Origin of the sequence: [Clostridium] clostridioforme AGR2157 (assembly GCF_000424325.1) — a bacterium.
GTDB classification, from domain to species: Bacteria; Bacillota; Clostridia; order Lachnospirales; family Lachnospiraceae; genus Enterocloster; species Enterocloster clostridioformis_A.
Genome location: NZ_AUJR01000028.1, coordinates 1 through 25,783, shown reverse-complemented (window position 1 = coordinate 25,783; position 25,783 = coordinate 1). Strand labels below are relative to the sequence as shown.

The 25,783-nt window shown below is 50.6% G+C and carries 26 protein-coding genes; 8 read left to right on the top strand and 18 right to left on the bottom strand.

The genetic code is table 11. The features are described 5' to 3' along the window. Nucleotides 1–10: 10 nt before the first annotated feature. From G614_RS0112690 to recQ, 4 genes are all read right to left on the bottom strand, one after another. Nucleotides 11–676 carry a DUF4867 family protein gene (locus G614_RS0112690; RefSeq protein ID WP_027642243.1) on the bottom strand — a complete coding sequence of 222 codons (666 nt, stop codon included), beginning with the start codon at nucleotides 674–676 and terminating at the stop codon, nucleotides 11–13. A 17-nt stretch (nucleotides 677–693) separates the two neighbouring features. Further along, nucleotides 694–1,551 carry an NAD(P)-dependent oxidoreductase gene (locus tag G614_RS0112685; RefSeq protein WP_002586193.1) on the bottom strand — a complete coding sequence of 286 codons (858 nt, stop codon included), beginning with the start codon at nucleotides 1,549–1,551 and terminating at the stop codon, nucleotides 694–696. A 56-nt stretch (nucleotides 1,552–1,607) separates the two neighbouring features. After that, entirely contained in the window at nucleotides 1,608–2,294 is a 687-nt protein-coding gene (locus G614_RS0112680) for a transaldolase family protein (protein WP_027642242.1), read from the bottom strand. Nucleotides 2,295–2,637: 343 nt separating this feature from the next. After that, complete coding sequence (gene recQ / locus G614_RS0112675; RefSeq protein WP_027642241.1) at nucleotides 2,638–4,521, bottom strand: DNA helicase RecQ; 1,884 nt, start codon at nucleotides 4,519–4,521, stop codon at nucleotides 2,638–2,640. 407 nt (nucleotides 4,522–4,928) lie between these two features. On the opposite strand from recQ, the gene G614_RS0112670 reads away from it, so the two are divergent. Then, nucleotides 4,929–5,765 (top strand): polysaccharide deacetylase family protein, encoded by an 837-nt coding sequence (locus G614_RS0112670; RefSeq protein WP_002577793.1) that lies wholly within the window; start codon nucleotides 4,929–4,931, stop codon nucleotides 5,763–5,765. 156 nt (nucleotides 5,766–5,921) lie between these two features. Here the strand turns inward: G614_RS0112670 and G614_RS0112665 are convergent, their stop codons facing one another. Together G614_RS0112665 and G614_RS0112660 are read right to left on the bottom strand one after the other, a co-directional pair. Further along, complete coding sequence (locus G614_RS0112665; RefSeq protein ID WP_027642240.1) at nucleotides 5,922–6,278, bottom strand: arsenate reductase family protein; 357 nt, start codon at nucleotides 6,276–6,278, stop codon at nucleotides 5,922–5,924. A gap of 27 nt (nucleotides 6,279–6,305) precedes the next feature. Next, nucleotides 6,306–7,310, bottom strand: coding sequence for a hypothetical protein (locus G614_RS0112660; protein ID WP_027642239.1), 1,005 nt, complete (start codon nucleotides 7,308–7,310; stop codon nucleotides 6,306–6,308). A 136-nt stretch (nucleotides 7,311–7,446) separates the two neighbouring features. Here G614_RS0112660 and G614_RS0112655 point away from each other — a divergent pair, with 136 nt between their 5' ends. After that, nucleotides 7,447–8,082, top strand: coding sequence for an SGNH/GDSL hydrolase family protein (locus G614_RS0112655; protein ID WP_027642238.1), 636 nt, complete (start codon nucleotides 7,447–7,449; stop codon nucleotides 8,080–8,082). Nucleotides 8,083–8,256: 174 nt separating this feature from the next. Here the strand turns inward: G614_RS0112655 and G614_RS0112650 are convergent, their stop codons facing one another. The 5 genes from G614_RS0112650 to G614_RS0112630 all read right to left on the bottom strand — a co-directional run bounded on the left by G614_RS0112650 (nucleotide 8,257) and on the right by G614_RS0112630 (nucleotide 14,627). Next, on the bottom strand, nucleotides 8,257–8,796 hold the full coding sequence (locus G614_RS0112650; protein WP_027642237.1) for a nitroreductase family protein: 540 nt from the start codon (nucleotides 8,794–8,796) through the stop codon (nucleotides 8,257–8,259). 43 nt (nucleotides 8,797–8,839) lie between these two features. After that, nucleotides 8,840–9,526: a YkgJ family cysteine cluster protein gene (locus tag G614_RS0112645; RefSeq protein ID WP_027642236.1), complete on the bottom strand. Its 687-nt coding sequence runs from the start codon at nucleotides 9,524–9,526 to the stop codon at nucleotides 8,840–8,842. 104 nt (nucleotides 9,527–9,630) lie between these two features. Next, nucleotides 9,631–11,832, bottom strand: coding sequence for a DNA topoisomerase III (locus G614_RS0112640; protein WP_027642235.1), 2,202 nt, complete (start codon nucleotides 11,830–11,832; stop codon nucleotides 9,631–9,633). Between the two features lie 100 nt (nucleotides 11,833–11,932). Then, complete coding sequence (locus tag G614_RS0112635) at nucleotides 11,933–13,717, bottom strand: cobaltochelatase CobT-related protein (RefSeq protein WP_027642234.1); 1,785 nt, start codon at nucleotides 13,715–13,717, stop codon at nucleotides 11,933–11,935. Continuing rightward, entirely contained in the window at nucleotides 13,707–14,627 is a 921-nt protein-coding gene (locus G614_RS0112630; protein WP_027642233.1) for an AAA family ATPase, read from the bottom strand. The genes G614_RS0112635 and G614_RS0112630 overlap by 11 nt, the downstream gene beginning before the upstream one ends. Before the next feature lie 47 nt (nucleotides 14,628–14,674). Between G614_RS0112630 and G614_RS35035 the strand changes: the two genes are divergently transcribed. Beyond that, nucleotides 14,675–14,980, top strand: a complete 306-nt coding sequence (locus tag G614_RS35035; RefSeq protein WP_242828082.1) for a hypothetical protein — start codon at nucleotides 14,675–14,677, stop codon at nucleotides 14,978–14,980. Here G614_RS35035 and G614_RS0112620 read toward each other — a convergent pair. Both G614_RS0112620 and G614_RS0112610 read right to left on the bottom strand, forming a co-directional pair. Further along, a complete protein-coding gene (locus tag G614_RS0112620; RefSeq protein WP_027642232.1) occupies nucleotides 14,977–15,165 on the bottom strand; it encodes a hypothetical protein in 189 nt (62 codons plus the stop codon). The two genes, G614_RS35035 and G614_RS0112620, sit on opposite strands and share 4 nt — an antisense overlap. 91 nt (nucleotides 15,166–15,256) lie before the next feature. Continuing rightward, nucleotides 15,257–15,679, bottom strand: coding sequence for a hypothetical protein (locus G614_RS0112610; RefSeq protein WP_027642231.1), 423 nt, complete (start codon nucleotides 15,677–15,679; stop codon nucleotides 15,257–15,259). A 103-nt stretch (nucleotides 15,680–15,782) separates the two neighbouring features. On the opposite strand from G614_RS0112610, the gene G614_RS0112605 reads away from it, so the two are divergent. Then, complete coding sequence (locus tag G614_RS0112605; RefSeq protein ID WP_027642230.1) at nucleotides 15,783–16,004, top strand: helix-turn-helix domain-containing protein; 222 nt, start codon at nucleotides 15,783–15,785, stop codon at nucleotides 16,002–16,004. A 115-nt stretch (nucleotides 16,005–16,119) separates the two neighbouring features. Here G614_RS0112605 and G614_RS0112600 read toward each other — a convergent pair whose 3' ends face one another. From G614_RS0112600 to G614_RS0112590, 3 genes are all read right to left on the bottom strand, one after another. After that, entirely contained in the window at nucleotides 16,120–16,941 is an 822-nt protein-coding gene (locus tag G614_RS0112600) for a PRD domain-containing protein (protein ID WP_027642229.1), read from the bottom strand. A gap of 207 nt (nucleotides 16,942–17,148) precedes the next feature. Next, the gene (locus G614_RS27405; protein ID WP_044917714.1) at nucleotides 17,149–19,275 is read right to left on the bottom strand and encodes a PTS transporter subunit IIABC; all 2,127 of its coding nucleotides are present in this window, start codon (nucleotides 19,273–19,275) and stop codon (nucleotides 17,149–17,151) included. Between the two features lie 362 nt (nucleotides 19,276–19,637). After that, nucleotides 19,638–21,590 (bottom strand): endonuclease MutS2, encoded by a 1,953-nt coding sequence (locus G614_RS0112590; protein ID WP_027642228.1) that lies wholly within the window; start codon nucleotides 21,588–21,590, stop codon nucleotides 19,638–19,640. Between the two features lie 453 nt (nucleotides 21,591–22,043). Here G614_RS0112590 and G614_RS33705 point away from each other — a divergent pair, with 453 nt between their 5' ends. The 3 genes from G614_RS33705 (at nucleotide 22,044) to G614_RS0112575 (ending at nucleotide 24,243) form a co-directional block, all read left to right on the top strand. After that, entirely contained in the window at nucleotides 22,044–23,399 is a 1,356-nt protein-coding gene (locus G614_RS33705) for a DNA-deoxyinosine glycosylase (RefSeq protein ID WP_027642227.1), read from the top strand. Nucleotides 23,400–23,545: 146 nt separating this feature from the next. Next, on the top strand, nucleotides 23,546–24,058 hold the full coding sequence (locus G614_RS0112580; RefSeq protein ID WP_027642226.1) for a ferritin: 513 nt from the start codon (nucleotides 23,546–23,548) through the stop codon (nucleotides 24,056–24,058). Beyond that, the gene (locus G614_RS0112575) at nucleotides 24,058–24,243 is read left to right on the top strand and encodes a (2Fe-2S)-binding protein (protein WP_002586167.1); all 186 of its coding nucleotides are present in this window, start codon (nucleotides 24,058–24,060) and stop codon (nucleotides 24,241–24,243) included. The genes G614_RS0112580 and G614_RS0112575 overlap by 1 nt, the downstream gene beginning before the upstream one ends. Nucleotides 24,244–24,405: 162 nt before the next feature. On the opposite strand, the gene G614_RS33365 is transcribed toward G614_RS0112575, so the two are convergent. Both G614_RS33365 and G614_RS0112565 read right to left on the bottom strand, forming a co-directional pair. After that, nucleotides 24,406–24,540, bottom strand: a complete 135-nt coding sequence (locus G614_RS33365; RefSeq protein ID WP_278245991.1) for a hypothetical protein — start codon at nucleotides 24,538–24,540, stop codon at nucleotides 24,406–24,408. 83 nt (nucleotides 24,541–24,623) lie between these two features. Continuing rightward, a complete protein-coding gene (locus tag G614_RS0112565; protein WP_027642225.1) occupies nucleotides 24,624–25,289 on the bottom strand; it encodes a sugar O-acetyltransferase in 666 nt (221 codons plus the stop codon). 266 nt (nucleotides 25,290–25,555) lie between these two features. On the opposite strand from G614_RS0112565, the gene G614_RS34415 reads away from it, so the two are divergent. Beyond that, a partial coding sequence (locus G614_RS34415; RefSeq protein ID WP_207637844.1) for a transposase zinc-binding domain-containing protein occupies nucleotides 25,556–25,783 on the top strand: 228 nt, incomplete at its 3' end.

Genomic DNA, 25,783 nt, shown 5'->3' with positions numbered 1-25,783 from the left:
AGGAATATCCTCAATATTTCAGTTCTTTGTTCTCGCCCAGAAGCCCCGGAAATGCGCCCTGTCTGATCAGAGGTTCTCTCTCCGGATGAGCGATTACCCATTTGTTCTTTTGCAAAAGCAGACGGTTCTCCGGCTCCAGCTGATCCGGCTTCGCAGTCAGCGGAGTATTGGTTCCTTTCGGAAGGAGCACGATACCCTTAAATCCCTCGTCCGTCACGCGGCATGGGGAAAGGTGCAGGGTGGTCTGATACATTTCGATGGCGGTGCCCTTTTCCACAAAGAATACACGGGCATCCTCCACACGGTAGGTATTGTTCCTGATCTCCCAGCTGTGGCCCAGTGCCAGCATGAAATCCGTCACTGCAATGTTGAGCTCGCTGCCCTTGTGATATTCAAAACCGTTGTAGGTGGTGTTGCGTCCGTTGCAGTAGCCGATTTCCACTTCCATGCCGCCGTACAGACCGTTCTCCACCTGCGCTTTGACCGGATCTGCCTCCAGTCCCGGCTCGGAGGCATGGTAAATATTTCCGCTCTCCGGGATTTCCGTGCTGCTCTCCATGTATGAAATCAGACCGGAAAAATCATAACCGGTTACAATGCGGCCAAACGGTGCGAACTCCGGATCCTTTACGGAACGGATCTTCACATCATTTACTTCATTCAGATGCTTTAACATAGAAACTCCGCCTTTCTCTAATAGCCTCTAACCAGTTTGAAGGTTGATCTCCAGTCATCCTTGCCGATGCCCATCTCCATACCCTTCTGGTAAACCTTCTGAACGTTTGCCTCTCCCGGCATGTCAAGTCCGCACTCTTTTGCAAGGTTCATGCAGATATTTACGTCCTTTGCAGCATTTTCAAATGAGAATGCAGTGGTGTAATCCTCTGCTGCCAGCTTCGCTGCCTGGCCGTCCAGATAGAAGTTCTGTCCGCCGCCATAGGAGATTGCGGTTGCATAATCCGGAATGGAGATTCCGTTTTTCTGTGCAAGAGCCAGAGTCTCGTTTACGCCATTCTGAATCTGGGTAACCAGCGCATTATGGCAGATCTTCATAACAAGTCCTTTGCCGTTTCCGCCCATACGAATCACGTTCTCGCCCATGTAGAGCAGAATTGGACGCATTTTCTCGCACACATCCTCATCGCCGCCCATATAGATGCCGAGCTTTCCTGCGACTGCAGCCGGTTTGGATTTTACAACCGGTGCGTCCATGAACTGAGCGCCGGTCTTCTTTACCATCCCGGAAATATCAACGGATACGCTTGGATCAATGGTGCTCATGTCGATACAGATCTTGGATTCATTCAGTACTCCAAGGATCGCAGTATACACGGACCGGGAATGCTCTGATTTCGGAACCATGGAAATGATGACGTCTGATTTCTCAGCCAGCTCCACACTGTCTGCACAGGCAGCCGCACCTTTGGATGCAAGCAGCTCAACCTTCTCTTTTACAAAGTCAAATACATAAACCGTGTCATCATGCTTTTTAACAATATTTTCGCACATGGACTCGCCCATGATGCCCAGACCGATAAATCCGATTTTCATGATGTTTTCTCCTTATTCTTGACCAGACGCCCCATCGGGACGCGCAACAATTCTTCTTACTCGGTGATGGTGTTGTCCCACGCATTGATAAAAGTCTCAAGACCCTGATGGGTGTATGCGTGTTTCATGGCATCCTGATATACTGCCAGACCAGTGGTTACGATGTCAGCACCTGCTACCGCACAGTCAACGATCTGCTTCGGAGTGCGGATGGCAGCGCAGATGATCTCAGTCTTGCCGTAGAAACCATAGTTCTTGTAAATCTCGACAATGTTCTTTATATATTCTTTGCAGTCCTCGCCGTTTGCCTCTTTCCAGCCGATGAACGGAGAAACGAACAGGGAACCGTTCTTTGCCGCGAAAATAGCCTGTGCCGGGGAGAATACCAGAGTCACGTTGGTGCGGATGCCCATCTGTTCCAGCTTTCTTGCAGCGGTAACGCCCGCCTCGGTACACGGAATCTTGATTGCAAAGTTCGGGCTGAGCGCAGCAACCTTCTTTGCCATCTCGATCATCTCATCTGCATCATCCAGATGCGGATTAATCTCTACGGATACCGGGAATCGATCGATACCTTCCAGCCCTTCTTCCTTGATCCAGTTCGCAATGTCGGTGATCGCGGTCATGAACGGCTTGCCGCTCAGCATAATGTGGCGAGGGTTTGTGGTTACACCGTCGATGCCAAATGTTTTGTAAGCGTACTGAATCTCATCCAGTTTTGCGCTGTCCAGAAAATACTTCATTTCTGTTTCCTCATTTTAATTGATTTAATTATTTAATTATTAAAAATGCAAGATAAGTTAAAATTTATTAGATGTTTTTCTTTGTTTGCGTTTTTACTACCATTATAATATAGCAATTATGCATATATGTCAATCACTTTTTCTCATTTATACAACAATTTTTTAATCATTTTAATCAATTATTCTATTCCCTTACATTCCTGTAAAATTCTTCTGTCAGACCACTGCTTTCTGCAGCTCTTTTTAAATTTTGAAAAACTGACTGTTTAAACAAATAAAGAAAGCAGAACAGCCTGCCAGCCGTTTCTGCTTTTCTTTACTCCAGCGGCAGTCGTCGAACGCATCACTGTCGCTGGTTATCCATTTCCGCCTGCACACAAGCCAAAAAACGCTCCCCGTACTTCTCATACTTAAACTCTCCCACGCCTGAAACATCCAGCATCTCCGCTTTGGTAGCCGGCTTCATGATGCACATATGAGTCAAAGTCTTATCTGAAAATACAATATAAGGCGGCACCTTTTCTTCCTTTGCAATCTCTGTCCTGACAGCGCGCAGCTTCTCAAACAGCATTTCGTCTGCTTCCGTAAACTCTGCGCCTCCCGCTGCGGCCAGCCCCTTCCTGCCTTTTCTTCCCTTTCCGGCACTTGCGCCGGCCACTTTGGCGGGATGCTCCGCTTCCCTGGCCATCTTCATGACCACCTGCTCTCCTTCTTCCAGGATCCCCTTTGACTTTCCTGTCAATTTCACAATCGCATACTCATCGTTTGTCACTGCCAGATATCCGTTCAGCATCAGATGGTTCATAACCTGGCGCAGCCTGTAGGCCGGTACATTTGCCAGCTCCCCATAATGCGGGTTCCCATCCATCCTGTAATTGCGTATCTTCGCTGTGTTGGCACCGCGGACCGTATCAATAATCACATTGGTTCCGTACCTCTGCCGGCAGCTCTCCACACATCCAATCAGTATCCGGGAAATATCCGTCACATCCACTGTCTCAAACTGGCTCAGACAGTTGGAGCAATTGCCGCAGTAATTGCTTCCATACTCCCCAAAATATCTCAGTATGTAATCTCTCAGGCATTCATTTGTAAAGCAGTAAAATGTCATCTTCCGCAGGCGTTCCCTGTCCCGCTCCATGACAATCTCCCGGGTTACGGGGTCCAACGCCTCGTTGTCCTGGTTATGGTCAATAAAGAACTGATTGGTTACCACATCCTGGCCGCCGTACAGAAGGATGCACTCTGAGGGCTCACCATCCCTTCCTGCCCTGCCGGCCTCCTGGTAATACGATTCCATGTTCTTCGGCATGTTATAATGCACCACAAACCTGACATTCGACTTGTCAATCCCCATGCCAAAGGCATTGGTGGCAACCATGATCTGGGCCCGGTCATATATAAAATCCTCCTGGTTATGCCTGCGCTCACTGTCGCTTAAGCCCGCATGATACCGGGTAACGGAAAATCCTTCCCGAATCAACTGGCTGCAGACCTCCTCCACCACTTTCCTGGTCAGGCAATAGATGATACCGCTTTCCCCCTTATGGCGTTCCAGGTAATTTACCATGGTGGCATATTTATCCTTGGGGGACTGTACGCCAAAGTAGAGATTCGGCCGGTTAAAGCCCGTGGTCATGACCTGGGGATTTCTGAGCATGAGTATGTCGATGATGTCATCCCGCACCTGCGCTGTGGCGGTGGCTGTAAATGCGCTTACAACGGGCCGGTCCGGAAGCTGGTTTATGAAATCCACTATTTTCAGATAACTGGGTCTGAAATCCTGGCCCCACTGTGATACGCAATGGGCCTCGTCCACAGCTACCATGGATATCTTTACCTGGCTGCTCAGTGCAAACCGCAGGAAATCCTCAGACATCAAGCGCTCCGGAGCAACATAGATAATCGGATATCTGCCGGCCCTGGCCAGGTCTAGTACCTTATAATACTGTGCCGCTGTCAGCGAACTGTTAATGTAAGCAGCCAGGATTCCCACCTGGTTTAAGCTGCTTACCTGGTCCTTCATCAGGGAAATAAGCGGGGAAATGACCAGCGTGATTCCATCCATCATAAGGGCAGGGATTTGATAACAAAGGGATTTTCCGGCCCCAGTGGGCATGATTCCCAGCACGTCCCTTCCTTCCAGAATGCTCTGGATCAGCACATCCTGCCCATCCCTGAATGTGTCATAACCAAAATAATGTTTTAATATCTCATATTGTGTCATAATCAAACTCCTCTGTATTGCTCCGGCATAAAAGAACCCAGTAGTCCCTGTTCCCGGCGTTTAGCGCCAGACTTATCTTCAGCTATGCTTCAGAACCATGGAAAAATGGCGAATATGCCCCGCAGCGGACCTGCTGTCTAAAGCAGATTAAACCGATTAAACATTATAGATGTAATTCATTATAACAAATCCGAAATAATAAAACAATGGTGATTTATATGCCGGATTATGGTACCTGATTATCCGTGGATCGTCCCCGTTTTTATCAACCCCCGGAATCCGCCGCAGTCTCCGGCAATACCTCCCCCACGGTAAGCAAAACCCCTTCTTTTGCTGGTTCCGGGAATAATACGGCCTCTGTTTCTATATATTTAAAGTAATTACTTCTGAAACAGGACCTATCCTTTATGAAAAACAGACTCAGAAGACTTCCCATGAAGAAGCTGTTACAGACCACCCTTCTGTTTGCCCTGGCCTTTTGTGCCGGACGGCTGGCTGCCCAGGTAGTGGAATACAATCGTCCTCCCGAAGCAGTGACCACATCAGCCGACGGCAACTGGGGACTTAGTTTCCCGGGCGAGGGTCAGATGCCCGTTGGAAATGCCACCGCGGACTATCTGAAGCAGTTCAATGCCTACTATGCCCAGAATACCCAGGATAAGGTCATCTACCTGACCTTTGACGCCGGTTATGAAAACGGAAACACAGCCGCCATCCTGGACGCCCTGAAAAAACACAATGTACACGCCACCTTTTTCCTGGTTGGAAATTATCTGCAGACCAGCCCGGACCTGGTAAAACGAATGGTAGCCGAGGGCCACAATGTGGGAAACCATACCTTCCACCATCCGGATATGTCGAAAATCTCCACCAAGGAGGCCTTTGAAAAGGAACTGAATGACCTGGAAACCCTGTACCAGCAGACAACGGGACAGCCAATGAAAAAATATTACCGTCCCCCCCAGGGCAAATACAGTGAAAGCAACCTGAAAATGGCCAATGACATGGGCTATAAGACTTTTTTCTGGAGTCTGGCCTATGTGGACTGGTATGAAGATAAGCAGCCAACCAAAGAGGAGGCCTTCAAAAAGCTGCTGACCCGCATTCACCCCGGCGCCATTGTCCTGCTTCACAGCACCTCCAAGACAAACGGGCAGATTCTGGATGAACTCCTGACCAAGTGGGAGGAAATGGGGTATCATTTTGGAACCCTGGATGATTTGGTGGCGGCTGACCAGGCATAAAAATGTCTGTTCCTTACTGCGTGTTCCATACATATCATTCAAAAATAAATATCATGGAACTATAAATATCATGAAAAAATGCCGGGAGAACGCACTTTTAATAAGGTGCATCTTCCGGCATTTCATGTTTGGTTGATTATGTTACTGTGTTAAATTCTACAGCAGTTTTTCCTTCCACTCCGCCTCCTTGAATCCGGTGAGCACGAAGCCGTCTCCCACCACCAGCGGTCTTTTCACCAGCATCCCGTCCGTGGCCAGAAGCGCCAGCTGCTCGTCCTCACTCATGGACGGCAGTTTGTCTTTCAGAGACATTTCCTTGTAGATATTTCCGCTGGTATTAAAGAAACGCTTCAGCGAAAGCCCGCTCATCCCGTACCATTCCCTTAATTCCTCCAGGGTGGGATTCTGCTCCTTGATAGGCCTTTCTGCATAGGCAATTCCATTGGCATCCAGCCACTTTAAAGCCTTCTGGCAGGTAGAGCATTTTTTGTAGCATAATACGGTAAGATTCATCTTCATTCCTCCATCTGTTCTATTTCCTTATTTGGCGGCAAACCTGAGCATTTTAGCTGAACCGTCAAAACAGAATGTATCTTCATTATAAGTAACCATATCCTCTGACGAATATGTAAGAAGGGCAGAATGCGCGCCTTCCATCCATCCCCCGATTTCTTCCTCATGGCCTGACGCGTTTTCTAACCGGGCAGCGTCAAGCTCCACGATTCGGACATTGCCAGGCCCTGCCGTCACTTTTTCATCCACCTTTATGGATGGCTTCATCTCCCCGCTGCCGCCTGCCAGTACCGCCGCACCGCTGCCCTCTGCTGTTATCTCCCCCTCTGATTCTTCCACTTTGAGCCTGCATGAATAAAGTCCGATTCCGGATTGGCCCGCAGCTGAAACTGCACCGGTTCCTCCGGCAATATCCACCTCCGGACACGATATTCCCGCATACGTTCCCTTTATATCCAGCTGTCCGCCCTCCAGGCGCAGGGCAGCCTGACTGTTTTCCGTTCTATTCCCCAAGATGCCTGCTGTTCCGGCTTCAATGTCCAGGCTTCCCTTTCCCCGGATGACCAGGGTGCCTGAATGTATGCGTATGCCTGCGCCTTCTGATCGGAGCCAGCTGCCGCTGCCTTCCTTTAACTCAATGGTTAAGTCCCCTGTTATATCAACCGCGGGCCGGGAGGACTCCGTATTTTCCATGACTGTGTTTTCTTCAGATGTATCTTTTTCAACTGCGTTTTTTTCAGCTGCGTTTTCTATAACCGCATTATCCAATGTCAGCGTATAGCTGTCCCTGGAATTTCTCAGTCTCCATCCGTTTCCCTCCACCATTTTTCCACGTCCCGGAAGCTCCACTTTTCCTTCATTTCCCAGGTAAAGAGCTGTCAGCGGCACCTGCTCCCTGGACTGGGTCAGCCCAAATCTGGATGCCAGATATATGCCTGCGCTGGATATGGCAGTGCAGAATGCAATGATAAGAATAATGAACAGAACAGCTCGCACCGTCCTGCCCACAAATCCCTTAGAAATCTTATCCATATAGATATTTCCTCCTGTTACAGTTTCGTTTATTTTATCATAAAGTAATCCATTTTTCCATTACTTGTGATATCATAGGAGAAAAGTGTGGTTACTGATAGGAACAGTTAAACCATGCAATAAGGAGGTTCTGTCTATGATAAATATTCTCTGCTTCGGCGACTCCAACACATTCGGGACCAATCCCAAAGGAGGACGCCATTCCTTAAATACCCGCTGGCCCGGACGTCTTCAGGTTCTTCTGGGACCTGAATATTATGTGATCGAGGAAGGAATGGGCGGACGCACCACGGTCTGGGATGACCCGCTGGAGCCCGGACGGTGCGGCATCCAGGCACTTCCCATGGCGCTCCAGAGCCATAAACCGCTGGACCTGGTCATTCTGTTCCTGGGCACTAATGACTGCAAGGCACATTTTCATGCCTCGCCCAGGGTTATAACTAAGGGAATGGAAAACCTGTGTCACACGGTACAGGGATTTGATTATGGGGAGGGTTATAAGAAGCCTAAGATTCTGGTGATATCCCCTATCCATATAGGAAATGACATGGAGCACTGCCCATATGTCAGTTTTGATGAAACCGCAACCGGTAAATCAATGGCCCTTGCGCCGCTCTATCAGGAACTGGCAAAGGCTGAGGGCTGTCTTTTCCTGGATGCCGCATCCCTGGCAGGCCCCAGCAGCATAGACCAGCTTCACATGGACGCAAAGAACCATGGGGCATTGGCTGAGGGAATCGCTGAGGTGGTGAAGGGGTATTTTGAACCGTAGGGGTGAAAAAAGGCCGGAAAACGAATCTCGCTTTCCGGCTTTCCTGTCTCCATGAAGACATCTTCTTCCTGGTCCACACCCACGTTAAGCATCCATTTGCACCAGAGCCTGCGCAGGATATCCGGCCCCCTTGTATAGGGAAGTAATCCTGTCCATGCCTTACCTCCACGCTGATTAATAGAACCTGGCAATCTCCTGGGCCGTGCTGCGCTTTGGCATCTGAGGGTCAGCTGCGCCATATCCCAGGGCAATGACCGCCACCACATCCTGGTCCTCCCCGATGGAGAGCAGTTCCCTCAGCTTATCAGCATCCCTTATTCCCATGACCAGGGTATCCAGGCCCAAATCCTTTGCCTTCAGCAGCAGGTTCTGGTTATGCATCCCCAAATCGTAGCAGCCCCAGCCGTTTCCCAGCTCATTGGAAGGGGTTCCGTCATTGTCATATCCAGAGCGGTTTTTAACAAAGGATGCCACAATCAGCACAGGCGCATCCTTGCAGTTTGTCTGGTTAAAGGATGGAAGGCAGGTTTCCTTTACCTTTTTCAGCATGTCATCTGACATAACCACATAGTATCTGGCTGTCTGTGAATTCTTCCAGGACGGCGCAAGGGTGGCTGCCTCAAGGATCTCCTCCACCTGTTCACGGCTCACTTTCCTGTCCGGCTGATACTTTCTCATGCTTCTTCTTTCCCTCAATACTGCGTCTAATTCCATATGATGTTCCTCCTGTCAATTTTTTGATATCCGGAAACCGCTTTTAAAGGCTGGTTTTGATTCCAAAACGTCCCGCAAACTCAGAGGCCTCTGTAATCCGCCTGTAAAACTGGGGATAGAACCCTTCCCCGCTGCTGTAAGGAGTTATGTAAAACTGCTTCAGCACATACATATCCACCGTTTTCCTGATGTCCGGGTTCCCATTTTCCTCCAGTCCCTTTCCCAGGTCCTTGAGAAAGTAATGCCAGTCATTTACAAACTTCTCATATTCCTTCACATCCGGGGTATCAATCCACTTGCGGATCTTTACCTTGCTTCTGTTCTCCCTGGGACACTCATGGACCTGCAGGAAGTAGCTGAAGGACCGGTTCTCATACAGTCTTCCCAGGGGGAAGAGGCGGCAGAACCCCGGCCTGTAAGGATGGATACCGCACCTGCCCTCACTGTTCAGGAAAGAACAGGACTCATCCTGACCCGTCATCCGGATGTTGGGCAGGATAATGCCATCCACCACATTCATCTCAAGAGGACCTGCCAGAAGCTGTTCCGGGGTCATCCCCAGGTTCACCGTAAGGCGGAACATATCCAGAGGGTCCAGCATGATGGATGAACCCATGCCGTGGCAGCAGGCAGAACAGCCTTCACAGCCGCCGCTGTCAGCCCTCACCATATCATTGATACCATATAATTTCCCGTCGGATATCTCCTCCAAACTGACCGCACGTTCCATATCTCCCAGTAATCCCTTTCCAACAGTTTCCATATTATTTCTAACAGATAGTATACCACCCTTTCCCGGTTTCACGCAACCATGCTTTTATGGGAAGGATGCCATCAGCCCTTATCCTCCAGATTTATTCCAGCCAGCGCTTTGGCAAATGCATTGTTAACCGGCTCCTCGGCTTCCTTTTTCTGCTGGTTCAGGTACCGGGCCACGTCTTTTTTTGACACGCCGGCGCCTTCCTTTTTCCGGCGCTCCTCAAAGGCCTTCAGCTTCTCCTTATGACCGCACCTGCACACAAATATCTGGGCGTCCCCCTTGCCCTTAAGCTCCATCTTCTTATGGCAGACAGGGCATCTGGCATTGGATGTGCGTGATATGACCTCCCGGTGGCCGCACTCCCGGTCCTGGCACACCAGCATCTCCGTGTTCCTTCCCTTTACGGCCAGCATCCGCTTACCGCACACAGGGCACTTTGTGCTGGTCAGGTTATCATGGCGGAAGGAGCCCTCCCCTGTCTTAATCTGACGGATCAGTTCCTGGGAATATCCCCTGATGTCCTTCATAAACGCGCCCCTTTTCAGGCTTCCCTTTGCAATGCCCGACAGCTTCATCTCCCAGTCCGCTGTCAGCTCCGGCTTCTTCAGGTCCTCAGGCACCAGCTCCAGGAGCTGCCTGGCCTTGGATGTGAGATAGATATCCTTGCCCCGCTTTTCAAGGAGGAAGCTGGAAAACAGTTTTTCTATAATATCCGCCCTGGTGGCAACGGTTCCCAGACCGCCGGTCTCCCCCAGGGTCTTTGCCATGGCCTTATCCTTTGTCTCCATGAACGCCACGGGATTTTCCATGGCAGAGAGCAGGGTTGCCTCATTAAACGGGGCAGGCGGTTTTGTCTTACCCTCAGTCATCTTAATGGACAGGCCTTTTAACACATCCCCCTTCTTCAGGTCCGGCAGCTGCTGGTCCTTTACCTCCGGCTCGTCCCCCTCTTCCTCGTCATCCACAGCCGTGTCGTAAGCATCCTTCCAGCCCTGGTTCTTTACAATCCTTCCCTTTGCAATGAACCGCTGGCCCCGGATGTCCGCTTCAAGGCTGGTCTCGTCATATTCATAGGGCGGGTACAGCACAGCCAGGAACCTGCGCACCACCAAATCATAAATCCGGCGTTCATCAATGGTCATATGGTCCATCTGTACAAACTGTTCCGTCGGTATGATGGCATGATGGTCTGATACCTTGCTGTTATCCACAAAAAATGGTTTTGCCGGCATGGGCTGGTTTACCAGGCGGCCAGCCAGCGTCTTATATGGGCCGATGGAGCACGCCTTCAGACGCTCCTTAATGGTCGGGACAATGTCCGCGCTCAGATACCTGGAATCGGTTCTGGGGTAAGTCAGGACTTTATGGTTCTCATAGAGGCGCTGCATAATGTTCAGCGTGTCCTTGGCAGAGTAATTAAACCGCTTATTGGCATCCCGCTGCAGCTCCGTCAGGTCATAGAGAAGGGGCGGTAAAGCCTTTTTAGGCGTCCGCTTTACCTCAGCCACAACGGCCTGCTCCCCCTTAAGGTCCTGGGCCAGTCCCTCCATTCGGCCGCGCTCAAAGGAACGGTGGCTGCCTGTCCTGGCATCCTGCCATGTAAGGACCAGCCCGTCCTTTCTGGCCTGAAGCCCAAAGTATGCCTGGGGAACAAATGCACGTATCTGCGCCTCCCGTTTTGCTATCATGGCAAGGGTCGGGGTCTGGACACGGCCGCAGGAGAGCTGGGCATTGTATTTACAGGTCAGGGCCCTGGTGGCATTGATGCCCACCAGCCAGTCCGCCTCTGCCCTGCACATGGCTGCATCGTACAGGTTATTGTATTCCCTTCCGTCCTTCAGGTTTGCAAATCCCTCCCGGATAGCCTTATCAGTCACGGATGATATCCACAGACGCCGGATGGGTTTATTGCACCCTGTCTTTTTCAGAATCAAACGAGCCACCAGCTCTCCTTCCCTTCCTGCATCCGTGGCAATGATAATGTCCCCCACATCTCCGCGGTAAATCTGGTTCTTTACAGCCTGGTACTGCCTTGAGGTCTGCTTGATAACCTCAAGCTTAAAAACCTCAGGCATCATGGGAAGGTCCTCCATCTTCCACTCCTTATACTTCTTATCGTAATCCTCCGGGTCTGCCAGGGTCACCAGATGGCCCAGTCCCCAGGTAACCACGTAACGCTCCCCCTCAATGGCGCCGTTTATATTTTTCCCACATTTAAGAACCCGGGCAATGTCCCGGGCAACGGAAGGCTTTTCTGCTATTACAAGTGATTTCATTGATATACTCCTTATCTCAATTTTAAACCGGAAGCTCCTGCCGTTCACTGGCAGGAACGATTGACAGGCTCCGGGATATCCCCGCCTTCTTAATCTTCTGCTATCGGCCGGACCGTAACTGGCTGGTCAGCAGCTTCCCAACCGTATCCGCAAGCTGCCCCATCTCCCTGATTCTGACAAAGCTGCTTCCGTATATCTTCCGGGCGCCTTCCAGGTCGCTGTCCAGGCCGTAAAATACAGCCATCACCTTGATTCCCTGCTTTTTAAGCTGCCGCACCTCCATCGCCGTATCCTCAATGCCTGCATCCCCCGAATATTCCTTTCCCCGCACCGCCCCTGAAACAGGCGCCATCCGCTGTTCGTCATTGGGGCTGGCGTCTGTCAGCACAATGAGCAGGCGTTTCTCACAGGGAGACTGTCCCGCCAGATGGCCCGCTGCCCTGAGGGCCAGACCATCCCGGTTCCATCCGGCTGCCACATAGTCAAGGATTCCTTTGTTCTTCTCCTTTTCCTCATAACCGCGGAATATACGAAACACTGTGTAGTTCTGGATGGTGGAAAAAGAATACACCTGGACCGGTATCCCGCAGCGGGTCAGGCTCTCGGCAATGACATATCCCTGTGCTGCTATAACGGCTTCATGTCCTATACGCGACGCAGACGCGTCCAGCATCAAATCCACGGAAACATTCTGCCGTTCTTCCTCTGAAACTTTCAAAAAAACACGGTCATCCTCCAGATACACGGCCCGCCAGACTGCCTCCCCCATCAGTTTACCCTGTCGGCTTATCTCCGGTACAGGCTGCAAATCCACAAGAAGGGTATTGCGAATCTGTTCCATCAGGCGCCGTATGCTGTTCTCATATTCTGACCTGTTCTTTTCAAACTGTTCCCTGTTCCTTTTTCTCTGCTGCGCCGCCTCCCACAGCTGTCTGGCCGATTCCCCGCGGTCCGGGACCTGCAGGAATTTCTCTCCCCTGGTAAAATGGAGGCCGCACGTGCTGTGGCATCCCGTGCAGAGCATATGACGGATAGCCTGATTTTGCCGCTCTCCGTACATGGAAACACCATAGCAGGCGTCAATATAGGAACGGACCGCCTCCTCACGCCGTTTCGAGGATGCCTCCATCCAGAAGCAAAAGCCTTTGGCGGCATCAGAAGGCTTTTTATGGGCCTTTCCGGATTTTTCACATTGGTCATCACCGGATTCAGGGGACTCCTGACCATGCTCATTCAGTGTGTTCCTGACAATCACGCCGTGGGCAGGCCGGACAAAGCGGAAGGGCTTAATCATCCCTTTAATCCGTTTTCTGTTTTCTTTTCTCTTTTGTTCTGAACGGCAGTCAAACCGGAAATATTCCCACAATATGCCGGAAACGCGCTCCATGATTTCATCGGTGTCAGCAGACCCGTCAAAGGACAGGCCGGACAAAATCCCCCGCTCCCACGGCGTAACCCCGGGCTTCTCTCCCAGCACCAGCCTGCCCCAGCCCGTCTGAAGGGACTGGACCAGCTTTTCCTGAGCTGACCATTTGGATTCCTCCAATACCTGAGCCCAGTATTCCCTGCGCAGCTCCTCCAGCACAGGACGGCCTTCCCGTTCCTTCTCATAAGCGCCGCATTCCAGGCCAAGCCAGAATATGGTATCATAGATATCCTGAAGCGCCGTGCCCTGAAAGGCCCCGAACATCTCTGACAATTTCCCGCCGTCATACCATCTGTGGACATAACCGATAATGCTGTTGAGATAAAGGTCTGCCCTTTTGTACCGGTCAAAGGCCATGAATTCCGGCTGGAAGGAATGGTCCTCCGCCGCAGTCCATATCATGTTGAGGGCCCGGCGCTCCTCTCCGTCATATTCCCGTATCTCCATATCAGTCTGCAAACAGTTTCTCCCTTTCCAGTTTTTTGGGAATCCTTGCCCTGATTAAATCCCGCACCAGGGTCTGTTCATACGGGTCAAAGGATTTGTTGGTAAGTCCCATATCCAGGGCAGCTCCCGCATCCAGCCCTTTCTCCATAAGCCGGACAGCATCCAGCAGTCCCCTAAGGTCCAGGGGGCGGGTGGAGAGCTGGGCGCTTTGGCATTTTCTCTCTATATCCAGAAACAGCTGGACAAACTGCCTGGCATAAGTCCTATTAAGACCAGGATACTCCCGGCTCATAAGCTTCTCCAGATTTTCCCCGGATATGGCCGGCATCTGCAGGCAGGCAAATCTGGAAGTCAGGGCCTCGTTCAGCTCTCTGGTGCCCGCATACCCATAGTTCATGGTGGCAATGAACCGGGTTCCCCCGTCCATATGCACCACATCGTAGCCCGGCACATCTATGGTCCGCCTGAAATCCAGAATTCCATGGAGCACGGCCAGGGCCTCGTTTCTGGCCATGTTGATTTCATCCAGGACTCCAAAGCCCCCGCTGATTCCGCAGCGGTACACCGGCCCCGGCCGGAACACAACGGCTCCGTTTTGAAATGTATCTGTTCCTATAAGGCCGGACGCATCCATGTTGACGTGAAGGGAGATGTCCCAAACCGGCCTGCCAAAAGCTGCCGCCAGATTCTGGGCCAGTATATTCTTTCCCGTTGCCTTTGGTCCTGCGAGAAGCAGATTCTGACCGCACAAAAGGGCTGCAATGGCCTGCTCCCATACTTCCTTTCCATAATACAGGTACCGGGGCACAGGTATCCTGCCCCGTTCCTCCTCCCTGACCGGATGGGAAGCCCTGAAATCCATGATTCCTTCGATTAAGCTGCTGTTTATTTTTTCCTCTTTTAAGAATTCAATCACCGTCATGCCCTCTTCCTCTTTTTTACAGTCTGATTGTAGCACAGAATTCTTTAATGGTGCAGATTTTCTGTGGTTTTGTGAAAATATTTTTAGCAGGTTTTGTGAAAATGTTTTTGGGCTTGCGTCTCCCAGTCACAGATGCTATATTAGAAATACCAGATAAAGTCCTGAAGACAGCTGCCATGTTTTTCGGGCAGGACCTTCTTCCATACCTGGGTGTCAAGGGACGGATTACCGGCATTGTTCCCACAGAACAGGTTCACCTTGAACTTCGCAGGATGGAAGAAGATTTTAAGATATTATGGGAGATTGAAAATACCCGGGCTCTATTTACGGTAATGTTTATTGGAGGATATTAGTCATTCTCCCTATCCTTTCTTTTCATGAATTCAAAAATCCCATTTCCATCCAGTCCGGGATTGGCCTGCACTGCGGCGTAAATCCGGCTGACGCAATCCGGGCTTTCTTCCAGCAACTCTGCTGTCTCTTCCGGGGAAAGTCCTTTTTTCATTTTCTTCATGACCTGGGATATGAGCTTGGTCATTTCTCCCTTTTCAGTTTCTTTTCCGCTTTCCTGAAAATTTTATCCGCGTTCCGGTCCTTGATACGGATTACTGGAAGTAATGCTGTCACTTTCAAACTCCAGATGCCGCAGGGAGCCATTTCACCGTCATCACAAACCGTTCCCGGTCATCCTTCACATTATACCGGTACCGGTCCTCTTCCGGCTGGGCATACCGCACCTCACAGCACCTGACTCCCAACTGCCTGGCCGTCTCATTGGTATAAATGTCCATGGTTATTTCCGCCGGATATCCCATGTCATAGCTGAACCGCACATCACGGAATTCATTGTTGATACATGTTTCAATCATCTTCCGGGCAAATGCCTCCTTATCCCCAATGTACAGCTTATTCGCTACAATAGTCATGTGTTCTGTCCTCTTTCCATCCCAGGAGGAAGATATGGTATTCCTCACCGACACGCCCCTTCCCCACTGCAGATATATGCAAAGGGCCATCAGAACCAGCGATGCCTGCATTAGTCTTTTTCTCATTCCCGCTACATCCCTCACCTGTATTATTATACATATTGTACACTAATACAGCTTATATTTCAATACATCCTGGAATATACTTATGTGGAAAGGCGGGGATGGTATGCATATTGAGATTGATTTGGAGCGTCTGCTGAAGGAAAAAGAGAAAAGTAAAAACTTTGTCTGTGAAAAATGCGGTTTGCAGCGGACTCAGTTCAATAATTACTGCAAGAACAAGGTATCCCGCGTTGACCTTACCATTCTTGCCAAAATGTGCGATTGTCTGAACTGTACGCCCAATGATATATTGAAAATAGTAAAAGAGACGGCAAAAGATGAATAGAACGCATGACGCCATGTGAAGCTATTCATCTTTTTTTGCGCCTGGGAGGGCGGCAAAAGGCTGGTAAATAAACTGACCGGGAACCTGCCTCTTCTGAGGTAGGCCCCGGTCTTTCCTATTCTCCCTGGATAACCCTCTGGATATGGATGGCGAGAAAGCCTGCCTCCTGAGAGGCCACAGACATCCCCAGCCGCTTTTCCATGTCCCCGCACACATCCACTGCCGCCTGGTATGGCACCGGAAAAGTCTCCCTTGCATATGCCTCCATGTCCAGACTCACAGGCTCTCCCTTTCGGATGCGGGCAATCATATACCGCAGATGGCTCACCAGACGGTTATACCCCAGAGAGTCCGCTGCCAGCTTAATGCCCATCTTCTCTTCTATGCTGCGGATACTGTCCTGTACCAGCCTGGCCATATCCATGGAATGGGCCACATTCTCCTCGGATGACCCGGCGTGAATGTGAAGGGTAATGTATCCCACCTCATCTTCGGATATGACAATGCCTGTCATTTCACGTATGATTTCCCTGCCTTCCATGGCAGCCTGGTATTCCCGGTCAAACAGGGCCTTTATATCCTGGTTAAAGGGATTTGGAAGCTCCCTTCCTTCACTGGCCCTGCCTGCGGCCAGGGCAATATGGTCCGCCATGGGTATCAGTATGTCTGAACTGATATCCCCCAGCGTTTTCCTGGCCGACTCAATTATATTTCCCGCTGCCTCGATAAAGACCGGGTCAATGCTGTTCACCTGCTGCAGCGCCGTGGACTTTCCGGTCACAAGCTCATACCGCTTTGCCTCTTTCACCTGCTCCAACCGCTCCCCGGTCCGGTGACCGAAGCCTATTCCGTTTCCCAGCAGAATCAGTTCCCTGCCGGTATCTCCATCTAAAACCAGTATTCCATTGTTGTTTAATACTTTGATGATGCGGTACATAAACCCCTCCCCGTCCACAGTGCTGCCGGACTTTGCCGCGCGCCGCGCCGCTGCCGTTTCCTATACGGACATTATACCTAATATCCCAAAAAACATCTACATTTGAATGAGATTTTTCCGCTCTGGCATACCATATCTATTTTAATACTCCCCTTAAAGGCGCGGACGGAAGGACTGAATATGAATCCCTTATCCGTATTCAATCCTTTAGTACCATCCGATTTCATCCAGCGCCCGTACCTCCCCGGTCTTAACCATATGAATCTCACGGCCTTCCGTGAGACCGGTGAATACAGCCATACAAGCCTCGGACGCAGCGTTGGCCTTGATATATTCCAGGTCGAATTCCATCAGCTTCTGGCCTTTCTTTACCTTCTGCCCATCCGTCACAAAGGTCTCAAACCCCTTTCCGTCCAGCTTCACCGTATCCACACCGATATGCAGCAGATACTCCATACCGTCCCCGGTTTTCAGACCAATGGCATGCTTAGAGGGAAATACAAACAGCACCTCGCCATCCTCCGGCGCCAGCACCTGTCCGTCTGCCGGTATGACCATGTAGCCGTCGCCCATGGCCTTGCTGGAAAATGCCTCGTCCGGCGCCTCCGTGATGGAAGCCGCTTTGCCGTTAAAGGGCGAGCAGATGATGTGCTTTTCCTGGCCGGATTCAGCATCCTCCTCCAAAGCCTCATCCGGTGCTTCTGCAAGATACTGCTCCAGATTTGACTTTATCACAGTCACGTTAGGTCCATAAATCACCTGGATTCCCTGTCCCTTTTTAATGACGCCCACTGCCCCGGTGGCCTTTAACAGTCTCTCATCCACCAAAGCCGGATTCTCCACTGAACATCTGAGACGGGTGGCGCAGCAGTCCACGGAGGTAATATTTCTCTTTCCTCCCAGCCCCCTGGCAATATCCATGCTGAGGGCATCTTTATCCCCATTGCCTCCATTTCCCGCGCCTGCCGGACCTGCCGCGCCTGCTGATTTCCTGGCGTTCACATCTGCCTTTGTGTAAAGCTTTGTCTCCTCGTCCTCATCCTCCCTGCCCGGAGTCTTTAAGTCAAACCTCTTAATCAGGAAGCTGAAAATAAAGTAGTACAACAGGAAATATATGATTCCTACCGGAATAATTCTCATCCAGCTGGTTTTCGCATTTCCCTGAAGGATGCCAAATATAAGCAAATCCAGGAAACCGCCTGAGAAGGTAAGTCCCACCGCGATATTCAGTATATGGGCAATCATATAGGCGCTGCCTGCCAGAATCACCTGTACGGCAAAGAGCATGGGCGCCACAAACAGGAAAGAAAACTCAATGGGCTCTGTAATACCGGTCAGCATACTGGCCAGGGCTGCTGACAGGAGAAGTCCTCCCGCGGCCTTTCTCTTTTCCGGTTTTGCCAAACGGTACATGGCCAGGGCTGCGCCGGGAAGGCCGAATATCATGAAGATAAACTCACCGGAGAAATACCTGGTGGCATCCGCGCTGAAATGGATCACATCCGGCGAAGCCAGCTGTGCGAAGAAGATGTTCTGGCCGCCCTGAATCAGATTTCCGTCCACCATCATGGTGCCGCCCACAGCGGTCTGCCAGAATGGCATATAAAATACATGGTGAAGTCCAAAGGGAATCAACGCCCTCTTTATAATACCGAAAATCAATGTGCCGGCATATCCTGTCCCTGTCACCAGACCGCCCAGGGCAAATATGGCATTCTGCACAACCGGCCATATGAAGTACATCACCATGCCCACCCCTACATAGACCACCGTGGATATGATGGGCACAAAACGGGAGCCGCCGAAAAATGAGATGGCATTGGGCAGCGCAATCTTGTGGTAACGGTTGTGGAGCGCCGCCACTCCCAGGCCCACGATGATGCCCCCGAACACGCCCATCTGCAAGGTCTGGATGCCGCACACAGAAGCAATAGTGCCGTCCAGGACGCCAGGGGCAATGGTGCCGTCCGGAAGAATCTTTCCCGTGATGGTCAGCACCGCGTTGATGGATACATGCATGACAAAAAATGCAATCATGGCGGAAAGGGCTGCCACCTCTTTCTCAGCCTTGGCCATGCCGATGGCAACTCCCACTGCAAATATAATGGGAAGATTGTCAAATATGACATTTCCCGCCTTGGCCATGATGACCAGAAGGGCATTTAACATGGTTCCGTCGCCCAGAATCCGCTCCAGCCCATATGTCTGGATGGTGGTGGCATTGGTAAAGGAACTGCCGATACCTAACAGCAGTCCCGCCACCGGCAGCACTGCAATGGGAAGCATGAAGCTGCGTCCCACCCTCTGAAGAACACCAAAAATCCTGTCTTTCATTTTTCTTCTCTCCTGTCTTTTTCGTCCAACCGCGCACCCTGGCTGTCCGGACACAAAAAAGGCATTAACTGTTAAGAACACTGTCTCCAATGTCCTCTTTCAGTTAATGCCTGCATCACCAGTAACACGCTCTTTATTCTGTTGCGCATTTAGTATAAACAAAAGATGGGATTTATGTCAATCCGAATTGTGCACTAATTTCAGTTTCTCTTTTTGTGCAAATATGCCAAACTTCCATTTTCTTCCTTCATGGACTCCGGCATGTATTAGTCCTTGCCGTACCCCGGCACGTCGTGTGGGATATACATATGCCGTCCCGGTCCACAGCAGGGCGGTCTCCTGCCATTGGGGTGTAGGGCGGGCTATTCTTCAGCCCGCACCTCTATGTTTCCCACATATTTCCTTTCCATCTGATGTCTGGCCTTACGGTTTTCCACGCTGTCAAACACAATGGAAAAATCGTAATCCTCAGGGTACAGCTCCCTGGCCCTTACCTTTAATTTCAGACGTTTCTGGTTTACCAGGCGTTTTTCCTTCTTTACCTGGACAAGAACATTTCCCGTCTGGTCCGCCGGCCTCACAACAATGCCAATCTCCCCTTTTGGAAGAACCTCCACGCTGTCGCCTCTCGTATACCCTTCTTCCGGGTTTGCAGCAGCCGGTTTTCGCTTTATGGGGACAATACCCGGAACCGGAATCCGCTCCAGTCCTCCCGGCCATTGTCTTCCCGGTGGCTTCTGAGATTTTTCCTTGGGCCTTTTCTGAGATTTTTCCTGGACCGCCCCGTCTCCGTAAGCCTCTGAGGCCGCTGTTCGAATCATGTCCTCCGGCATGCCCAGCCGCTTTGCAATATAGAGGGCGCAGCTGTCCCCGGTCTTTCCCATCTCCAGTCTGTAAAGGGGACGCAGGTTTTCCCGGTCAAAGGCCATCCTGGCGCTGATGAGTCCTGCATGGCGGCCCGCATATGTCTTAACCTCCGGGTAATGGGTGGTAACCAGGTAAAGACATCCCCGAAGCCTCAGCTGCTCCAGTATGGCAATGGCAATGCCCATTCCCTCGGCCGGATCAGTGCCAGAGCCCAGTTCATCCAGTATCACCAGGCTCTCCCCGGTGGCCCGCTTTAATATCTCCAGCACATTGGTGATATGGGCTGAAAATGTAGACAGGTTATCCAGAATATCCTGCCCATCCCCAATATCGCATAATACCAGGTTGCGCATGGCTATGTCCGCCTCCCGGCAGGGCAGATGCAGGCCGGAACAGGCCATGAGCACGAACAGTCCCACGGTCTTGATGGCAACGGTCTTTCCTCCTGTATTTGGCCCTGTGATTACCATTCCCCGCTTTTCCCCGCCCAGCTTAAAATCCAGGGGCACATTGGAGTCCTCCGGCAGAAGGGGATGTCTGGCTTCCTTAAGGCATATGATCCCCTCCGTGTTGATGGCCGGTTCCCTGGCATCCATTTGTGCGCTGAGCTTTCCTTTTGCAAACACAAAATCCAGCTTGGCCAGCAGCGCCAGGTTTTCCTTAAACCCATCCTCCTCCATGGCAATCTTATCCATAAGCGTGTACAGGATACGCCTCTCCTCGCAGTCCTCCTCAATCCTGAGTCCCTCTATCTCGTCCTGCATCCTGGCAATGGTTTCCGGCTCTATAAATACCGTAGAGCCGCTGGCGGACCGGTCTATGACGCTGCCCGGTATTTTGGACTTATACTCCTTCTTAACCGGCAGGCACAGCCGTCCGTTCCTGGTGACCAGAAAGGATTCCGCCATAAACTTTTTCTGTGATTTTAAAAGCGCCTCCGCCTTATCCTTAATTTTTTCTTCCAGAAGCTGCAGGTCCCGGCGAATATCCCGGAGTGCATTGGACGCGCGGTCGTCCACCCTTCCGTGACGGATGGCTCCCTCTATCTCCTCCTTTAGTTCCGGCATTAACCTGAGATTTTCCCCAAAGTAGGACAGCGGAATGCCATAGGATATTCCCTTGTCCAGATACGACCTGACCCGTCTCACCGCGGCCAGGAACATACCGATTTCCTCCATTTCCTCCGGCGTAAGCAGCTCGCCCCGGACAGACCGGGCTACAAACTCAGCCGTATGTTCCATGGCCGGCATGGGAGGCGTGCCCGCCAGCTCAAGCATCTGCCTGGCCTGGGTGGTGTCCCTCATGCTTCTTCGCAGCTCTCCCTCTTCCATACAGGGCACAAGCCCTCTGGCCATCTCCCTGGCCTCTGCTGAATTGGCAAGATCCGCCAGCTGTTCTCTTATGATATCAAATGCAACTGTCTTATATGCTTCAAATGTCCCGTTCATTGTTCTGTCTGTTTCCTCTCTGTTTCCTTGTTCGTCTATGTTCCCTATAGGGAATGTCTGAAAATATTAAATAGGTTTCGAACATGATAATGGAAGACAAAAAAACCTACGGACATCCACTACAGGCAATGTCGCATAGGTTTCCAAAGATACCATATGATTCATCTGTCATGGATTCCGGAGTACACAAAAACAAGGCCCGCCAGACGGACAATCATTTCATGTACACAATCGGTTTATCTATCTTCCACAAACAGATACAATTAACAAAAAGACACCTCGCTTTAAATATTACTGCATCTGATAATAGCAGATTTAAAAGCTCCTGTCAACATTTTTATTTCAAATTGTGCTATACTAAATTGTGCTATACTAAATTGTGCAATACTAAATTGTGCAATACTAAATTGTGCAATACTAAAAGGACAATGAAAATCCGGAGGAATGACTGACATGCCTTTTGTTTCACTTATTATACCTGTCTACAATGCGGAAAAATACCTGCGGCGCTGTCTGAACAGCGCCATGGAGCAGACGTTCCAGGACATGGAAATAATCGTAGTAAATGACGGAAGCCAGGATACCAGCCTGGGAATCTGCCGGGAATATGAAAAAATGGACCACCGCTTCCGTGTTATCAACAAGGAAAATACCGGGGTATCGGACAGCCGCAACCAGGCCATTGAGACGGCCAGGGGCGAATATCTGCAGTTCATGGACAGCGACGACTGGCTGACCCCTGACGCCACGGAAAGCTTTGTCCATGCTGCCAGAAAATTCGACTGCGACCTGGTAGTCTCAGACTTTTACCGGGTGGACGGGGCTGTGTTTACGGAAAAGCAGCACATACGGGAACGGGGACTTCTGACCAGGGCCCAGTATGCGGAATATATGATGCAGGAACCTGCTGACTTTTATTACGGCGTACTGTGGAATAAGCTGTACCGCCGCAGCATTGTCCGGAAGCATCAGCTTAAGATGGACGAAGATCTGCGCTGGTGCGAGGACTTTTTATTTAACCTGAACTTCATCCGGTACGCGAAGAGGTTCACGGCCATCCAGACTCCTGTTTACTACTATATGAAACGCAAGGGCAGCCTGGTGAGCACGGACTGGAAAAAAGCCAATGCTGTGAAGCTGAAGCTCCGTCTCCTTAAGGATTACAAAGAATTGTACCAGAGCATGGACCTGTATGAAGAAAACAAGCTGAAAATCAACGCCTTTGCCGTATCCATTGCAAAGGACGGAGGAATCGGAGCCCCCATGAGCCGGCTCAGGAAAAAGCTGAGCGAGGAGGATTACATTGAGGATGAACTTCCGGCAGGCTACACCCGCGTGTGCCACACACTGGGTCCTATTTACGATGAGACATCCCGCATACTGATACTTGGGAGCTTCCCCTCGGTAAAATCCAGGGAACAGAATTTTTACTACGGCAATCCCCAGAACCGCTTCTGGAAATTGATGGCCCGCCTGTTTGAGGAACCTGTGCCGGAAACCACGGAGGATAAAAAGGGACTGCTGATGCGCCATCATATCGCGCTCTGGGACGTGGTGGCCGCCTGTGACATCAAGGGCTCCAGCGACCGGAGCATCCGCAATGTGATACCCACGGACTTAAACCTGATTCTCCGCACGGCCGGCATCGAAACAATCATTGCCAACGGCGACACGGCCTTTCAGCTGTACCGCAAATACTGCCAGGAAAAAACAGGAAGGGAAGCTGTCAAATGTCCATCCACCAGCCCTGCCAATGCATTTTTCACGCTGGACCGCCTGGCCGAGGCATGGAGCCGGGAGCTATTCTGACAAAACAGGCTCTGGCCCCGGATCCAAATACCCCCAAAATGCTCCAAATCCCCAGATTTTTCTTGCCAAAGGCATATAAAACAAGTATGATGGAGATACACCTGATATAATTATTAAATTATAATTATAATTTAAGGAGGCTGTAAATGTTAGATAAAAAGGTAGCAGAACTTATTAACACACAGGTAAACAAAGAATTTTACTCCGCTTATCTGTATCTGGATTTTGCCAACTACTACAAAGACGCGGAGCTGAACGGCTTTTCCAACTGGTACCAGGTCCAGGCCCAGGAGGAACGCGACCACGCCATGCTGTTCATCCAGTATCTGCAGAACAACGGAGAAAAAATCACACTGGAAGCCATTGCCAAGCCGGACAAGGTGTTTGAGGACTTCAGGGGACCTCTCACTGCCGGGCTGGAGCACGAAAACTATGTGACCGGTCTTATCCATGAGATTTATGACGCCGCGTATTCTGTTAAGGATTTCCGTACCATGCAGTTTTTGGACTGGTTCGTAAAGGAGCAGGGCGAGGAGGAGAAGAACGCCAGCGAACTGGTAAAGCGTTTCGATCTGTTCGGCCATGACCCCAAGGGACTCTATATGCTGGATTCCGAACTGGCGGCAAGGGTCTACACCGCTCCCTCACTGGTGCTGTGATGGGGAAGGATAAGTACATATGTCCCTGCTTTAAGGTGACAAAGGACGATATTAAAAAGGCAATTGAAGAAGGTGCTGATTCCTTTAAGAAAGTCAAAAAAGCCACGCACCTGGCCGCGGGATGCGGCCACTGTAAATGCAAGGCTAAGAAGTATACGAAAAAGCGGCTGGGTAAGGTTAAATAAAATTCAGTTTAAAAGCGTGTCTGCACACTGGAATATTTCATGTGCAGACACGCTTTTTCTACAGACGTAAGCCGGCCCAGCGGACGGTACATAACTTATGGAGTCCCGGTCCAAGGTACTGCCCTGCATTTTTGTCTCCCCTGTCCATGTATCAGAAAACCCTCATACCTCAATCACAAATGTAGCGAATCCGCACGGTTTCACATAGATGAGTTCCTCCAGCGAGGACGGCTGGTGACAGCAGGGCATCCGGATTCCCAGGTATTTAAATGCACTGCCGTCATATGCAGTGTCCATGGCCTTTTGCCAAAACTCCATATCCAGCATTTATATATTATATCTGATATCACTGTACCTCCTGCCAGGAACCTGCTTCAATATTACATATCAATCTTCCGGTCCTTATAATAATACATCCGGTCCCGTTCCCCTATCTCCCTGAGTACACGGCATGGGTTTCCCACTGCCACCACATTGGCGGGGATATCCCTGGTGACCACGCTTCCCGCGCCAATGACAGAATTATCCCCAATGGTAACTCCCGGCACCACCACGGCTCCCGCCCCTATCCACACATTCTCACCAATGCGCACCGGCATGTTGAACTGGATTCCTTTCCTGCGAAGCCCCGGTTCCACCGGATGTCCTGCTGTGGCAATGGTCACATTGGGCCCAATCATGCAATGGGAGCCAATATAAATCTCCCCGTCATCCACCAGTGTCAGGTTAAAGTTGGCATAGACAAAGTCCCCCATATACACGTGTCTGCCTCCCCAGTTGCTGTGAAGAGGCGGTTCAATATAGCAGTCCCGTCCAATGGAGCCGAACATCTGTCCCAGCAGGCTGGTACGCCTGGCGCTTTCCTTTGGCCTGGTTGCATTGTAATCATAGAGAAGCTCCATACAGTCCATCTGCTCCTTCAGAATATCTTCGTCTCCCGGAAAATACAGGCGTCCCTCCTCCATGCGTATTGCCGCACTGTCATGGTCTCTCATTCCCCCTATTCTCCCGTCCTGGTTCCTGTGTTGATTTCTTTCTGTCTCCATCCAAACATTCCTCCCTTTCCACATGTTTCTGTGATGATTGTACTATATTACCTCTGCAATGAAAAGCAAAACATCGCTCCGCCTCCTTCAAAGCGGGTAGTTTTTAGTTTCGCATGTCTCCATTTTTCGGAACACGAAAAACTCCGACATACTCAACAGGCTAAAGCCCACAAGAAAGTGCCTTCGGCACCTCAACTCCCCTAGCCCCTCATTCATGAGGGGAATTAGGGCTTGTTTTTTGCGTCATTTTATTCCATAATAATCTCATGAATGTGATTCAGAAGATGCTCAGAGACTATTACGAAATCATTGAATACGATATAAAACCCAGACCTGTCGTCATGGAAAACATTGATAAGGTCATTAACTGCGGGGATCCTTCTTATGGTGGCGCCATGTATGGTTGTCCCCATTGCGGTAACCTCAAGTTCGTTCCTTTTCGCTGCCACTCCAAGTTTTGCCCCTCCTGCGGCGCTAAGTATTCCAATGACAGG